The following is a 13,373-nucleotide window of genomic DNA, read 5'->3' as shown; positions in this document are numbered from 1 at the left end:
TTGCCCGACTGGCACACACCTTGCCATATCCCCTGTGTCCGGATCGCGAGGCGCAGATGGCCCTGTTCGACAATCCCTTCGATGCCAAGCGCCGCCTGGGTCGTGGCGGCTGCTCCTGTGGCATGCATGCGACGCAGGCCGCCCACGATGCCGAGCGCGACGTCGCGTCGGCGGGCGAGGCCGCCCTCGGGCGCGCGGTCGAGGGCGCGGTGATGCGCGCGCTCTTCCCCCACGACGGCGAGCGTCGCGCCTTTCTGCGCAGCGTCGGGGCCGCCACCGCGCTCGCAGCGGTGAGCCAGTTCTTCCCGACGCGGTTCGCCGCGGAGGCCTTCGCGCAAGGATCGAAACCCGAGAAAACCGATCTGAAGGTCGGCTTCATCCCGATCACCTGCGCCACGCCGATCATCATGGCCAAGCCCATGGGATTCTACGAGAAGCAGGGCCTCAACGTTGAGGTCGTGAAGACCGCCGGCTGGGCGGTGATCCGCGATAAGACCCTGAACAAGGAATACGACGCCGCTCACATGCTGGCGCCGATGCCGATCGCGATCTCGCTGGGCCTCGGCTCGAACCCGCAGGCCTACACGATGCCCGCGGTGGAGAACGTCAACGGCCAGGCCATCACGCTCGCGCTGAAGCACAAGGAGCGGCGCGACCCGAAGGACTGGAAGGGCTTCAAGCTCGCGGTCCCGTTCGACTACTCGATGCACAACTACCTGCTGCGCTACTACCTGGCGGAGGCGGGTATCGACCCGGACACCGACGTGCAGATCCGTGCCGTGCCGCCGCCCGAGATGGTCGCGAACCTGCGGGCCGACAACATCGACGGCTTCCTCGCGCCCGATCCGGTGAACCAGCGCGCGGTCTACGACGGCGTCGGCTTCATCCACATCCTGTCGAAAGAGATTTGGGACCGGCACCCCTGCTGCGCCTTCGCGGCCTCGGAGGCCTTCATCCGCGAGACGCCCAACACCTACGCGGCGCTGCTGCGGGCGATCATCCAGGCGACCGCCTACGCCTCGAACAAGGAGAACCGCAAGGAGATCGCCGCCGCGATCGCCCCGGCGAACTATCTCAACCAGCCGCTCACCGTGGTGGAGCAGGTGCTCACGGGCACCTTCGCGGATGGGCTGGGGCAGGTGCGCAAGGTGCCCGACCGCGTCGATTTCGACGCCTTCCCGTGGCAGTCCTTCGCGGTCTGGATCCTGACCCAGATGAAGCGCTGGGGCCAGCTCAAGGAGGAGGTCGACTATGCGGCGGTGGCCCGCCAGGTCTACCTCGCGACCGACGCCGCCAAGCTGATGAAGCAGGACGGCTTCGCAGCGCCCGAGACCACAACGAAGACTTTCGTGGTGATGGGCAAGACCTTCGATCCGGCCAAGCCGAAAGAGTACCTCGACTCCTTCAAGATCAAGCGGGCGAGCTGAGCCATGGCGCGCGCCCTCAACCTCCGCGCCGGCGTGCTCTCGCTGGCGATGCTCGCCGCAATCCTGCTCGTCTGGCAGGTCGCGGTGAGCGGGACCGCCAAGACCGAGGCGATGGACCCCGAATACGCCGCGCTCATGGGTGCTACCGCCACGACCGGCAAATCGGCGATGCCGGGGCCGCTCGACGTCGGCGCGACCATCTGGAAGCACCTCAAGGACCCGTTTTACGACCGGGGCCCGAACGACAAGGGCCTCGGCATCCAGCTCGCCTATTCGGTCGGGCGCGTCGCGCTCGGCTACGGGCTCGCGGTGCTTGTGGCGATCCCGGTCGGCTTCCTGATCGGCATGTCGCCGCTGATGAGCCGGGCCCTCGACCCGTACATCCAGATCCTCAAGCCGGTCTCGCCCCTCGCCTGGATGCCGCTCGCCCTCTACACGATCAAGGATTCGGGGCTCTCGGCGATTTTCGTGATCTTCATCTGCTCGCTTTGGCCAATGCTGATCAACACGGTGTTCGGCGTATCGAGCACTCGCAAGGAATGGCTCAACGTCGCCCGGACCCTCGAGGTCGGGCCGATCCGGCGGGCCTTCACGGTCATCCTGCCGGCGGCCGCCCCCACCATCCTCACCGGCATGCGCATCTCCATCGGCATCGCCTGGCTCGTCATCGTGGCGGCCGAGATGTTGGTCGGCGGAACGGGCATCGGCTACTTCGTCTGGAACGAGTGGAACAACCTCTCGATCACCAATGTGATCACCTCGATCCTGGTGATCGGCCTCGTCGGCATGGTCCTCGACCAGTTGCTCGCCCGGGCGCAGCGCCTCGTCACCTTCCCGGAGTGAGGCCCCCGATGAGCAAGCTCCTCCCCTTCGCGCGGCGCGCCACCGGCACCGCCCCCGACCAGAACGCCGGGACCGGCCGCATGTCCAACTCGGAAAAGTTCATCTCCATCGAGGGGATCGCCCGGCGCTACCCGGCGCCCGGGGGCCGGGCGACCACGATCTTCGAGGACCTCTGGCTGCCCATGCGGCGCGGCGAGTTCGTCTGCATGATCGGCCATTCGGGGTGCGGCAAGACCACTGTGCTGAACATCCTGGCGGGGCTCGAGGCGCCGAGCGAGGGCGTCGTCATCGTGGACGGGCAGGCCATCGCGGGCACCAGTCTCGATCGCGCCGTGATCTTCCAGGGCCACGCTCTGCTGCCCTGGCGCAGCGTGCTCGGCAACGTCGCCTACGCGGTCTCCTCGCGCTGGCGCAAGGCGCCGAAGGCCGAGATCGAGGCGCGGGCCAGGCGCGCCATCGCCACGGTCGGCCTCGCCGGGTCGGAGCACAAGCGGCCCTCCGAGCTGTCGGGCGGCATGAAGCAGCGCGTCGGCATCGCCCGCGCGCTGTCGATCGAGCCGAAGATCCTGCTGATGGACGAGCCCTTCTCGGCGCTCGACGCGCTCACCCGCGGCACGCTGCAGGACGAGGTGCGCCGGATCTGCGTCGAGACCGGACAGACCGTGTTCATGATCACCCACGACGTGGACGAGGCGATCTACCTCGCGGACCGGATCGTGCTGATGACGAACGGGCCCGAGGCGAAGGTCGCCGAGATCGTCGAGAACCCTCTGCCGAAGGACCGCGACCGCACACAACTCCACCACGCGCCGGGCTACTACGCGCTGCGCAACCACCTGATCGACTTCCTCGTGACGCGCTCCAAGACGCTGCGCGACGCGATGCCGGCCGGCTACGACCCGCGCCACCCGCCCGTCGTGCGACCCCTGCTCAGCGAAGCCGACGCCGCGGCGATCGCGGCGGAGCCCCCCGCCCGGCGGGCCTGACCCGCACCGGAGGCGTTCCCACGGCCCCGGGGCATGGCCCGCCGGGCCGCCTCCGTCCGATGACGACCCCAGACACCCGCCGCCCCGCCGGGGCGGCTCCGATCCGGAGAGACCCCATGAAGCGCGAAGACCTCACCGAGAAGCTCCTCGACATCAAGCGGGAGAAGGGCTGGACCTGGAAGTACATCCAGGAGGAGATCGGCGGCATCTCGCCGATCCTGATCACCGCGGCCTGCATGGGCCAGATGAAGCTGCCCAAGGCTCAGGCCGCCCGCGCCGCTGCGCTGTTCGGCCTCTCGCAGGCCGAGGAGCGGATGCTGAACGAGGCGCCCTACCGCGGCTCGATCCCGCAGCTGCCGCCGACCGACCCGCTGATCTACCGCTTCTACGAGCTCGTCATGGTCTACGGCACCACCTGGAAGGAGCTGATCCAGGAGGAGTTCGGCGACGGGATCATGTCGGCGATCGACTTCAACATGACCATGGAGCGCGAGCCGAACAACAAGGGCGACCGCGTGAAGCTCGCCATGTCGGGCAAGTTCCTGCCCTACAAATATTACGGCAACGAGGAGGGCGTGCCGGAATACGGCTTCAAGGAAGCCTGAGCGGATCGCCCCGGCCGGGTGCGAGTGGGAGCGGCACCGGCCTAGCGCTGGCTCTCCGTGATCGTCCGGCGAAGATCCAGCAGCAGGGCTCGTCGCTCGGCGAGCAGGAGGCGGGTGACGGCCAGGGCCCGCACGCCCTCCTCATGCAGTCGGGCCGTCTCGCTGATCGCACGCTTCAGGCGCGCCACGTCAACCGCGTGCGGCAGGTCGTCGGTCATGGCAGGCTCCGGTACGCTCAGGCGGGGGTACTCGTTCCCTCAGCCACCGACGCCTGGGAGTCTGCCGATGATACAGGGCAACGGACCCCGGGAAGCTTGGTTCAACCGGCAACACGATCGACGGATCGGTCGAACGGGGCGTCGGAGACCGGTCCGGTGAATCCGTTCAGTGGACCTGGGCCGAGGGATTCTGGCCCCGCTGCTCGCGGGCCAGCGCCATGCCGACGGCGAAGAGCGCCTGCTTGATGCCGGGCAACGCCTCCTTGACGCTGTCGGCCTCGACCAGACCGTGCGCGATCAGCAGGTGGTCGGCGATGAGTTCGGTGATGTTCCCGGGCGGCGTCGCCGGGTGGGAGGGTGGCGGGACGTAGCGCCCCGCCGTGCCGTAGGCGGTCAGACCCTCTCCGGCGCTCGGGCTGAGCTGCGTGACCGAGCCGAGATACCCCAGGAAGGTGTGGGCGGGCGGGCCGAACGACGGCACGGCGCCGATCATGACCCAGGCGTACGATCCATCGGCACGGCGCAGCCGCAGGCGGATGCAGTACTCGCTCCGCTGATCGCGGACGCTGGCCAGGAAGGTGACCGCGGTCTCATAATCCTGGGGATGCACGCAGCGGAACCAGCCGTGGCCGGATGCTTCCGCCGCCGGCTGGCCGGTGAAGGCGCACCATTCCGGGCTGACGTAGCTCACGGCGCCGGTCGTGTCGGCCACGAAGATCATCGGCGTTCCTCGTCCCTTTCGATGCAGCGCCTGCATTCAGGAAGGGGTTGATCCTCGAATGACAGTGATGTGTCGGCTTACGGCAGCATATAGCAGCTTCGTCGCTCGCTGCCTGCACCGGGAGGGCTGATATATCTGTAGCGCAACCGTGAACTCTGCCCGCATCGGCTATTCGCTGCCGCCTCGCGGATGCGCTTCTCTTAGGCGGGCAGCACGACGACCTTCGTCTTAACCGGGGTGCGCGCGTAGAGGTGTATCATGTCCTGGCTGAGCAGGCCGACGCAGCCGCTCGTGATGCCGCTGCCGATCGATTCAGGCTCGCTGCTGGCGTAGATCGTGTAGAGCGTGTAGGCGCCGTTCTGGTAGAGATGCAGCGTGCGGGCGCCGAGGGGATTGTCGAGGCCGCCCGGCATGCCGCGGGCGTACTTCGCGGCCTCGGGCTGGCGCTTGATCATCTCCTTGGGAGGCGTCCAGGTCGCCCATTCAGACTTGCGGCCCACATACGCATCGCCGCTCCACAGAAACCCGTCGCGCCCGACATTGGCGCCGTAACGGGTGGCAGCTCCGCCCTCTTCGATGCGGTAGACGTAGAAGTTGCGCGGATCGACGACGATCGTGCCGGGCACTTCCTTGGTGTCGTATTGAACCGTCCGGCGGAAGTACTTCGGGTTGACCTTGCTGACGTCCACCGCCGGAATCGGGAATTTCTCGTCCGGCATCGGTCCGTAGGTCTTCGCCGCCTCAGCGAGGAGCAACCCGTCGGACGTCGCGCAACCAGCCAGCCCCAGAGCACCGAGACTGGCGGCCGAGCCGAGCAGGAACGACCGACGGTCGGGACGCCGTGCCCGAAGCTGATCCGTCTCGTCCATCTCGCCGACAAGGGCGGCTCCACCGTCCATGCTCATGATCCCGGTTTTCCCCTGGCCTGCAACGCGATGAGCCCCCGGCTTACGCCGGTCGCGCTCACGGTCAAGCTTAAGGGTTGGGCCGCCCGTCCTGCAAACGCAAGCTGCAGAAGGCAAACGATTGGGGCGGCTTGATGAACGGCGCGGGCGCGCGGGAAACCGGGCCCGACAGGCTCCGCTTCGCCGCCCTTCGCCCCTACGTGTCGAGCGTCTTGCGAGCGAAGCTCTCGATGTAGTCGATCAGGCGGTCGGATGCGGCTTCGGCGGCTTCGGCGTGCCGGTTGGCGACGGCTTCGCACACGTCAGCATGCAGGGTCGCGCTCAGCGGCAGGTCTGCGGCCTGCTTGTAGTGCTGGTACCAGAAGCGCCGCGAGAGCCCGGCCATGTTGGCCAGCGAGCGCACCGCGAACTCGTTGCGCGAGGCTGCGGCGATCAGTTCGTTGAACTGGTTGTCGAGGCGCATGAAGGCGAGGTCGTCGGCCGCCGCGGCTGCCTCGCGCATGGCCTCGGCGAGGCTCGCGAAGACCGCACGCTCCTCCGGCGTCGCGCGCTCGGCGGCGAGACGGGCGATGAGGCGCTCCAGGACGCGGCGCGTCTCCAGAAGTCTCAGCTGGGTCCGCACGTTGATCTCGGACACGAGGATGCCGCGGCGGGGCATCACGACCACGAGCCCGTCGCGGGCGAGGCGCTGCAGCGCCTCGCGGATCGGCGTGCGCCCGATCCCGAGCCGTTGCACGAGATTCTGCTCGCCGAGCACCATCCCGGGGGGGAGCGCGAGCGTCGTGATTAGCTCCTCCAGCTGCTGATAGGCCTTCTGGGTCAGCGTGAGGTCGGGGAGGTCATCCTGGCCCGCCGCCGGACCGGATGGGCCGGCGACCGGCTTGCGCGCAGGCTTACGGCCCTGGGTCTCCGCCCGAACAGCCGCGGTCTTGCCGGTCAGGGCCTTGCCGGTCACGAAGTTCATCGTCCCCCCATCGAACTGCCGGCGCCTTGGATACCACGGGGAGGCGGTGCGCACACGGGCCGCACGAGGAGCATCCCCCAATCTCTGCAATCTGATATATCTTGCGCATCTCACGCATATCCGGCATGCTTCCCACGCACATATAACATGCCCGGGAGGCAAACGATGGTAGGCCAGATCGCCTTGGGAGCCAGCGCGGCCGTGCCCGAACAGGCCGCCGAAACCGCGACGGCGCGCGCCTCGCGCGCGATGGTCGCGGCGCGGCTTGAGCGCCTGCCGATGACGCAGTTCCAGCGCAACATCTTCCTCATCATCGCGACGGCGTGGTTCTTCGACTCGATCGATCTCGGCTCGCTCACCTTCCTGCTCGGGTCGATCAAGACGGAGTTCGGCCTCACGACCGCTCAGGCGGGGCTCCTCTCCAGCATGAGCTTCGTCGGCATGTTCCTGGGCGCCGGCCTCTCTGGCATGCTCGCCGACCGCTTCGGCCGGAAGGTCGTGTTCCAGGTCAGCATGATCTTCTGGGGCCTCGGCAGCGTCTGGTGCGCCTACGCGCCCGACGCGACGACCCTCGGCTACGCGCGGCTGCTCCTCGGCTTCGGCATGGGCATGGAGTTCCCGGTGGCCCTGGCGATCGTCTCGGAATTCCTGCCGACGGCCAACCGCGGGCGCTACCTCGCCATCATGGAGGGCTTCTGGCCGCTCGGGTTCATCGCGGCGGGCTGCCTGAGCTACGTCCTGCTGAGCTACTTCGACTGGCGCGCCGTCTTCCTCGCGCAGGCCGTGCCGGCCCTGTTCCTCTTCGCGATCCGGTTCCTCGTGCCCGAGTCGCCCCGCTGGCTCGCCGATCGCGGCCGCTACGAGGAGGCGGACCGGGTGATGAGTGCGATCGAGGCGAAGGTCGGCGAGCGCCTCGACGGCCGTGCCCTTCCGGAGCCGCAGCCCCTTCCGGAGCAGGCCCGCGGCGAGCGCCGCTTCTCGTTCCTCGAGCTCTGGAGCCCGGGCTACGCCAGCCGGACCGTGATGATCTGGCTCACCTGGTTCTTCGCGCTGCTCGGCTTCTACGGCCTCACCACCTGGCTCGGTGCGCTCCTGCAGGAGGCCGGCTACAGCGTCACCAAGTCCGTGGTCTACACGATCCTGATCTCGCTCGCGGGCGTACCGGGCTTCATCACGTCGGCGATCCTCGTCGAGCGCTGGGGCCGCAAGCCGACCGCCGTGCTGATGCTGCTCGGGAGTGCGGTGGCGGCCTACCTCTACGGCCACTCGCCGAGCTTCAACTGGCTGATCGCGTTCGGCCTGATGATGCAGTTCTTCCTGTTCGGCATGTGGTCGGTGCTCTACGCCTACACGCCGGAACTCTATCCCACCCGCTCGCGGGCGACGGGAGCCGGCTGCGCCTCGGCGGTGGGCCGGGTCGGCTCGCTGATCGGGCCCTACGCGATCGGCATCATCCTGCCGACGCTCGGGCATGGCGGCGTCTTCGCGCTCGGTGCCGGCTCGTTCGTGATCGCGGCCATGAGCGTGGCCTTCCTGGGCATCGAGACCAAGGGCCGGTCGCTGGAGGCCATCTCCCACTGATGCGAGGAGCGACCCTGCGGCCCGGGCGCGACGATGCCCAGGCCGCGAGGGCTCGCGCCTGTTGCATTCTGATATATCAGTGGTATTCTCAGGCCATCAGGAACGGAGCGAAAGCCATGGAACTCGCAGCAACCGGGATGAGCGAGCGTCAGCGGGCCTACCGGGCGAACTACCGCCAGCGCGTCGCGGGCTGGTACAACGGCTTCCTGCACATCGCGATCATCTACACGATCGGTCTCACGGCGCTGTACATCTACCTCTCGAACCTTCACGCGCCGAGCTGGGCCGAGCTTGCAACCGTTCCGGTCGTGTTCCTGTTCTGCAACTTCTTCGAGTGGTGGCTGCACCGATACGTGATGCACCGCCCGTCGAAGAACCCGATCGCGCGGGCCGTCTACAACCGGCACACGCTGCAGCATCACCAGTTCTTCACCGACCACGAGATGCGCTTCGCCGATCACAGGGACTATCGCGTCACCTTCTTTCCACCCTACGCGCTGGCCTCGTTCACGCTGATGTCGATCCCCGGTGCCATCGTGCTCGGCAACGTGTTCTCGCCGAATGTCGGCTGGCTGTTCATCGCGACGACGACGAGCATCTACCTGATTTACGAGTTCATGCACTTCTGCTGCCACGTCGAGGACAACTGGTTCGTCCGCAATATGCCCTTCATCAACACGAACCGCCGGCACCACACCGCGCATCACGACCAGTCGATCATGATGGAGCGGAACATGAACCTGACCTTCCCGATCATGGACTGGCTGTTCGGCACCTCGGACTTGAACCGCGGCCTCATCGGCACGCTCTTCAACGGCTATGACACGCGCCACGTGAGGACGGACATGCGCAAGACCTCGCGCAATCCGGCAGCCTCCGAGACCGGCGCCCTGCAGCCCGCCGAGTGAGCCGGCTCCACTCGCAACACAGCGGCGCCGACCGGGCGCCGCCCATATCCCTCCGGAGGTCGATATGACGATGATCGAGCCGAACGTTGCGGCCCTGCTGTGGTTCGCCCTCTTCGCGGGCGTGGCCAGCACCGGCTTCTACGTGCTCACCGGGGTGTTCCCGCTGGAGACGCGCCCCGACCTGAAGAGCCGTCCGCTGGGCCTTGCGTTGATCGCCGCCAACGTCCTGCTCCTCCTCGCCCTGATCGGCGGTAGCGCGGCCTACGGCGCTGCGAACCTGCGCTGGACGAGCCTCGTCATCGTGAGCGGCTTCGCCCTGCTGTTCGCGCCTGGCCTGTTCAATGTCTGGCCCCAGCGCTGGCGCGACGGCATGGCGGGGCTCGCCATCGTGCTCGGCGGCGTCGGCGCCGCGCTCGGGCTCCTCCAGCACGTCGGCTCGGTCTTCAGCCTCTGACAACAAGCGGTGCGGGGAGGGAACACATGCCATTTCCAATCAAGTTTGGCCTGTCGGTAGCCGTGGCGCTCGCAGCAATCGCCGGCTGGTTCTACATGGGCTACCTCGGCCAGAGCGGGCCGCAATGGGCCGTCGCCTTCCTCGGCCCGTTCATGGTGGTCAGCCTCTGGATCTTCCCCGAGGTCATGCGCACCCGGTCCGAGGGCCGCACGCCGCGCCACCAGCTGAAGGGGGTGCGCTCGTGAGCAAGAAATATGTCGGCGACCGCACCATCGACGGCATCGTCGTCACGGTGGACGGCGCGCCGCTCGCCGAGCACACGGACACGAAGTGCTTCACCCGCAACGGGTTCGAGTGGAGCTACGAGGGCCCCGAGCCGTCACAGCTCGCCTACGCCATCCTGGTCGATCACCTGGGCGACGTCGCGCGGGCCGAGCGCCTGGAGCCGTCCTTCATGCGCAGCGTCGTGGCGAACTTCCAGAACGAGTGGGAGATGAGCTCGGCCGACATCGACCGGGTGCTCCAGCGGCTCGCCTGAGGCGGCGCGGGACTCAAGGCGCCCCAAGAGAACGCGGCGGGGCGTCCTCCCGTCCGCGAGAATCCGCAACGGGAGACGGGCATGAGCACGACGGGAGACACCGGCGGGGGAGGGGCCGCGGGCCCGGCGGGCAAGCGGACCATCCTCGACATCCGCGCCGCGAAGCGGACCGGCGAGAAGTTCGTCTACATGTCGGTCCCGGATTACACCTCCGCCCGCTGGGCCGAGATGGCGGGCGTCGACGTCGCCGTCGTCGGCGACAGCCTCGCGATGGTCGCGCACGGCCATGCCAGCACCATCCCGGCGACCATGGACATGATGATCCTGCACGCCCAGGCGGTGCGGCGCGGCGCGCCGAACACGTTCGTGCTCGGCTGCATGCCCTACCAGAGCTACAGCACGGTCGACCGGGCCCTCGGGAACGCCGCGCGCTTCATGCAGGAGGCCCTATGCGACGCGGTCAAGCCGCAGGGCGGCAGGAGCCAGGCGGGCATCCTGAAGGCCCTCGTCGATGCGGGCATCCCCACCGCCTCGCATATCGGCCTGACCCCGCACACCATCGCGAACTTCGGCGGCTTCAAGATCCAGGGCCGCACGGCGGAGGCCGCGATGAAGATCCTGGAGGACGCGCTCGCCATCGAGGATGCGGGCTGCTTCATGCTGGAGTTCGAGGCGGTTCCGGCGCCCATCGCCCAGCTGATCTCGGAGCAGCTCACGATCCCGACGATCGGCATCGGTGCGGGTGCGGGCTGCGACGGGCAGATCCTCCTCGCCTACGACCTGCTCGGCGTGTTCACCGACTTCAAGCCGAAGTTCACGAAGCGCTACGCCAATCTCACCGAGGTCGCCGTCGCCGGCATCCGCGCCTACGTCGAGGACGTGAAGGCGGTCAGGTTCCCGGACGACGACCATTCCTACCGCGTCGATCCGGCCGAGTACGACAAGTTCCGGTCGCTGGTGGAGCGCAGGAAGCAGATATAGGTGGAGGAGGCCCCCGCGACGAAAGGCGAAGCCGCTCGATGATCGACCTGAACACCGCAACCGCCGAGGAACTGGACGCGATCCCCGCCCTGAAGGGGCATGGCTTCGAGATCGTGCGCTACCGGGAGGAGCGGGGTCGTTTCACCAGCCTGCGCCAGCTGGACGAGGTGCCGGGCCTCGCGGGCAAGACGGACGGCATCGGTCGTGCCGTGACCGTCGCGGACAGCTGAGACCGCCCGGCATCCGCGGGCCGGACGCGCGGTTCACTTCGTGAAGCCTGTCCGGCTGTCGAGCGGCGCGCTCACCGCGCGTGCCCAGCCGCCCCTCCGTTGGCGCGCCGACCAGGCGTAGCGGGCATCACCGTCGAGGCGGTGGAGGTGATCGCAGAGGCGGTTGCGGTCGAGCCAGGCCAGGGCAGCCTCCAGTTCCGGCAGCGTCATCGCCCCGCGTCCCTTGCCGAGAACGCGCTTCAGCACCGCGTTGTAGCGGTGGGCGAGGTTGCCGCCGCGGGGGACGCGGAAGGCGGCCTCGTCCTCCGCGGCCTGTGCGGCGACGACCGCGGCAAGCCGCTGCCGCAGGCTTCGTTCGGTCAACGACGGCGGCTCCGCGGCAGCCGCCGCGGCGGGGGCTTTCACCAGGCGCGGCCGCAGCAGGGCGTAGCGCAGGCCGATCGCGTTGCTCTCGAGCGGCGTGATCCCGCCCGGGTCCTCGTCGCGCCAGCGCACGCGCTCCGGCGTCGCCGCGGACACCGTCGGCTGGCGTGGGCGCTGGACGCTCTGGCCCTGCTCCGTCTCCAGCTCGGCCCGGAACCGGGCGAAGAGCGGGTCGTCGGGGTGGAAGACCAGGGCGCGCTGATCGGCGTAGGATCCGCCGTGCGGATCGACCCGCGTGGCGCGTGCGAGCATCTGTTCGAGCCAGGGCCGCGAGCGGATGTGGGTCAGCGCCGCGACGACCGCGACTTCGGGCGCATCGAGCCCTTCGTAGGCCATCGCGACGGTGACGAGGATGGCGGGCTCCGCCGTCAGCCGGAAGGCCGCGAGCGCCGCATGGGCGTCGCCTTCGGAGGAGGTGGCCAGCCGCACGTCGCGCGTGCCTTGCCCCTGCGGCAGCCAACCGCGCAGCGTCGCGAGGTAGCTCCGGGCGCTGGCCTGATCGGGCGCGACGACCAGGAGCTTGCCCAGACCACGGGCGGCCTCGCCGGGAACGAGCCCGAGTTCCCCGCGGCGGCGGGCCCGCAGGCGGCGGGTCGCCAGGAAGGCCTCGCTGAGGAGGTCGCGGGCGAAGCCTGTGCGCAGGGCGGTGAACAGCGCCGGCCGCGTGGTGGTGCGCACCGATCCGGCCCCCAGGCGATGGGGGCCGACGCGGGGCGGGTCACCCGCGATCCGCCCACCCTCCAGCCAGCTCGCCTCACCGTCGAGGGCCCCGAACGTCACGGGGAGCACGGCGCGCTCGGCGAGGGCCTGCGTCCGCGAGTAGCCGATGACCGCGAGCCCGGGGGCGTCGAGGTCGAGGTCCGGCGCTCGCCCCGGGGCGGCGGGCTGGTAGGGAAGGCCCAGGATGCGCCGGCCGTCCGCCCGCTCCAGGGTGCCCGACAGGAACAGCCGGAAGGTCGCTGCCGCCATCAGCGGCAGCATCGCCCGCGACCACGCTCCGCTCTCGGGCTCCTCGCAGGCCTCCGGCCTCGCGCCATCGGTGCCGGCGTTGCCTGCGACTGGGAGGTGATGGACCTCGTCGACGACGAGGAGCGTCCGGTGGCGGCGCGCCTCGGCGAGGTGCAGGACCGGCGCCGCCGCGACCGCCTGGTAGGTCGTGACGTAGCCGGCAAGGCCCCGGGCGGGATCGCGCTCGTTGTCGGCGGCGCGCACGCCGAAGGCGTGACTGAGCGCCGTCCGCCAGAGCGGGTCGGCGAAGGCCTCCTCGGCCTGGAGGCGGAGGGAGTCGCGCGGGACAACCCAGACGACCCGGTCGACCAGACCCGCCGCGATCAGGCGGCTCGCGGCGATGACGGGCAGGAGCGACTTTCCGCCGCCGGGCGTGACCGCGGCCAGGATGTCGGTGATGGCCGGCGCCTCGCCGGAGGCGATGGCCGTCACGAGCGCCATCAGGGTGCGCTGGTGGGCGCGCAGGGACGGCGGGACGCGGCTCAATGGACTGCGGGGGAAACGAACATGGTTTCATCGTCGCAGACCGGAGCGACGTTGTGAATCCCGGGCGGGCTCGACGCCCGGGCCGGGGCGGCACC

Annotated in this window: 16 protein-coding genes; 11 read left to right on the top strand and 5 right to left on the bottom strand. The window is 69.0% G+C overall.

The genetic code is table 11. The features are described 5' to 3' along the window. Positions 1-56: 56 nt before the first annotated feature. The 4 genes from ACLBXP_RS09070 (at position 57) to cynS (ending at position 3,861) form a co-directional block, all read left to right on the top strand. On the top strand, positions 57-1,427 hold the full coding sequence (locus tag ACLBXP_RS09070) for a CmpA/NrtA family ABC transporter substrate-binding protein (protein WP_447667310.1): 1,371 nt from the start codon (positions 57-59) through the stop codon (positions 1,425-1,427). 3 nt (positions 1,428-1,430) lie between these two features. Then, a complete protein-coding gene (gene ntrB / locus ACLBXP_RS09065; protein ID WP_447667309.1) occupies positions 1,431-2,270 on the top strand; it encodes a nitrate ABC transporter permease in 840 nt (279 codons plus the stop codon). Positions 2,271-2,278: 8 nt separating this feature from the next. Continuing rightward, on the top strand, positions 2,279-3,256 hold the full coding sequence (locus tag ACLBXP_RS09060) for an ABC transporter ATP-binding protein (RefSeq protein WP_447667308.1): 978 nt from the start codon (positions 2,279-2,281) through the stop codon (positions 3,254-3,256). A gap of 116 nt (positions 3,257-3,372) precedes the next feature. Beyond that, on the top strand, positions 3,373-3,861 hold the full coding sequence (cynS, locus tag ACLBXP_RS09055; protein ID WP_447667307.1) for a cyanase: 489 nt from the start codon (positions 3,373-3,375) through the stop codon (positions 3,859-3,861). 41 nt (positions 3,862-3,902) lie between these two features. On the opposite strand, the gene ACLBXP_RS09050 is transcribed toward cynS, so the two are convergent. The 4 genes from ACLBXP_RS09050 to ACLBXP_RS09035 form a co-directional block, all read right to left on the bottom strand. After that, positions 3,903-4,079, bottom strand: a complete 177-nt coding sequence (locus ACLBXP_RS09050) for a hypothetical protein (protein ID WP_447667306.1) — start codon at positions 4,077-4,079, stop codon at positions 3,903-3,905. Between the two features lie 166 nt (positions 4,080-4,245). Beyond that, positions 4,246-4,800, bottom strand: coding sequence for a PAS domain-containing protein (locus tag ACLBXP_RS09045; protein WP_447667305.1), 555 nt, complete (start codon positions 4,798-4,800; stop codon positions 4,246-4,248). A gap of 200 nt (positions 4,801-5,000) precedes the next feature. After that, on the bottom strand, positions 5,001-5,705 hold the full coding sequence (locus tag ACLBXP_RS09040; protein ID WP_447667304.1) for a L,D-transpeptidase: 705 nt from the start codon (positions 5,703-5,705) through the stop codon (positions 5,001-5,003). A 196-nt stretch (positions 5,706-5,901) separates the two neighbouring features. After that, positions 5,902-6,669, bottom strand: coding sequence for a GntR family transcriptional regulator (locus ACLBXP_RS09035; protein WP_447667303.1), 768 nt, complete (start codon positions 6,667-6,669; stop codon positions 5,902-5,904). Positions 6,670-6,834: 165 nt separating this feature from the next. Between ACLBXP_RS09035 and ACLBXP_RS09030 the strand changes: the two genes are divergently transcribed. From ACLBXP_RS09030 to ACLBXP_RS09000, 7 genes are all read left to right on the top strand, one after another. Further along, the gene (locus tag ACLBXP_RS09030; RefSeq protein WP_447667302.1) at positions 6,835-8,250 is read left to right on the top strand and encodes an MFS transporter; all 1,416 of its coding nucleotides are present in this window, start codon (positions 6,835-6,837) and stop codon (positions 8,248-8,250) included. Between the two features lie 116 nt (positions 8,251-8,366). After that, positions 8,367-9,158 carry a sterol desaturase family protein gene (locus tag ACLBXP_RS09025; protein WP_447667301.1) on the top strand — a complete coding sequence of 264 codons (792 nt, stop codon included), beginning with the start codon at positions 8,367-8,369 and terminating at the stop codon, positions 9,156-9,158. Between the two features lie 64 nt (positions 9,159-9,222). Beyond that, positions 9,223-9,612 (top strand): hypothetical protein, encoded by a 390-nt coding sequence (locus tag ACLBXP_RS09020; RefSeq protein WP_447667300.1) that lies wholly within the window; start codon positions 9,223-9,225, stop codon positions 9,610-9,612. A 26-nt stretch (positions 9,613-9,638) separates the two neighbouring features. Further along, positions 9,639-9,857 (top strand): hypothetical protein, encoded by a 219-nt coding sequence (locus ACLBXP_RS09015; protein ID WP_447667299.1) that lies wholly within the window; start codon positions 9,639-9,641, stop codon positions 9,855-9,857. Then, positions 9,854-10,150 (top strand): DUF6166 domain-containing protein, encoded by a 297-nt coding sequence (locus ACLBXP_RS09010; RefSeq protein WP_447667298.1) that lies wholly within the window; start codon positions 9,854-9,856, stop codon positions 10,148-10,150. Before ACLBXP_RS09015 ends, ACLBXP_RS09010 begins: the two co-directional genes overlap by 4 nt. Positions 10,151-10,231: 81 nt before the next feature. Beyond that, on the top strand, positions 10,232-11,131 hold the full coding sequence (gene panB, locus ACLBXP_RS09005; protein ID WP_447667297.1) for a 3-methyl-2-oxobutanoate hydroxymethyltransferase: 900 nt from the start codon (positions 10,232-10,234) through the stop codon (positions 11,129-11,131). Between the two features lie 38 nt (positions 11,132-11,169). After that, the gene (locus tag ACLBXP_RS09000) at positions 11,170-11,361 is read left to right on the top strand and encodes a ComEA family DNA-binding protein (protein ID WP_447667296.1); all 192 of its coding nucleotides are present in this window, start codon (positions 11,170-11,172) and stop codon (positions 11,359-11,361) included. Positions 11,362-11,394: 33 nt separating this feature from the next. On the opposite strand, the gene ACLBXP_RS08995 is transcribed toward ACLBXP_RS09000, so the two are convergent. Further along, positions 11,395-13,233: a DEAD/DEAH box helicase gene (locus tag ACLBXP_RS08995; protein ID WP_447667429.1), complete on the bottom strand. Its 1,839-nt coding sequence runs from the start codon at positions 13,231-13,233 to the stop codon at positions 11,395-11,397. Between the last annotated feature and the right edge of the window lie 140 nt (positions 13,234-13,373).

It is taken from the genome of Methylobacterium sp. A54F, assembly GCF_053346035.1.
Note: the sequence above shows the minus strand (reverse complement) of the source record. Positions and strands in the feature narration are given on the sequence as shown.

Coding starts and splice junctions, on each gene's coding strand:
- ACLBXP_RS09070 (WP_447667310.1), top strand. CDS start 57: ATGGCCCTGTTCGACAATCCCTTCGATGCCAAGCGCCGCCTGGGTCGT.
- ntrB (WP_447667309.1), top strand. CDS start 1,431: ATGGCGCGCGCCCTCAACCTCCGCGCCGGCGTGCTCTCGCTGGCGATG.
- ACLBXP_RS09060 (WP_447667308.1), top strand. CDS start 2,279: ATGAGCAAGCTCCTCCCCTTCGCGCGGCGCGCCACCGGCACCGCCCCC.
- cynS (WP_447667307.1), top strand. CDS start 3,373: ATGAAGCGCGAAGACCTCACCGAGAAGCTCCTCGACATCAAGCGGGAG.
- ACLBXP_RS09050 (WP_447667306.1), bottom strand. CDS start 4,079: ATGACCGACGACCTGCCGCACGCGGTTGACGTGGCGCGCCTGAAGCGT.
- ACLBXP_RS09045 (WP_447667305.1), bottom strand. CDS start 4,800: ATGATCTTCGTGGCCGACACGACCGGCGCCGTGAGCTACGTCAGCCCG.
- ACLBXP_RS09040 (WP_447667304.1), bottom strand. CDS start 5,705: ATGAGCATGGACGGTGGAGCCGCCCTTGTCGGCGAGATGGACGAGACG.
- ACLBXP_RS09035 (WP_447667303.1), bottom strand. CDS start 6,669: ATGAACTTCGTGACCGGCAAGGCCCTGACCGGCAAGACCGCGGCTGTT.
- ACLBXP_RS09030 (WP_447667302.1), top strand. CDS start 6,835: ATGGTAGGCCAGATCGCCTTGGGAGCCAGCGCGGCCGTGCCCGAACAG.
- ACLBXP_RS09025 (WP_447667301.1), top strand. CDS start 8,367: ATGGAACTCGCAGCAACCGGGATGAGCGAGCGTCAGCGGGCCTACCGG.
- ACLBXP_RS09020 (WP_447667300.1), top strand. CDS start 9,223: ATGACGATGATCGAGCCGAACGTTGCGGCCCTGCTGTGGTTCGCCCTC.
- ACLBXP_RS09015 (WP_447667299.1), top strand. CDS start 9,639: ATGCCATTTCCAATCAAGTTTGGCCTGTCGGTAGCCGTGGCGCTCGCA.
- panB (WP_447667297.1), top strand. CDS start 10,232: ATGAGCACGACGGGAGACACCGGCGGGGGAGGGGCCGCGGGCCCGGCG.
- ACLBXP_RS09000 (WP_447667296.1), top strand. CDS start 11,170: ATGATCGACCTGAACACCGCAACCGCCGAGGAACTGGACGCGATCCCC.
- ACLBXP_RS08995 (WP_447667429.1), bottom strand. CDS start 13,233: ATGGCGCTCGTGACGGCCATCGCCTCCGGCGAGGCGCCGGCCATCACC.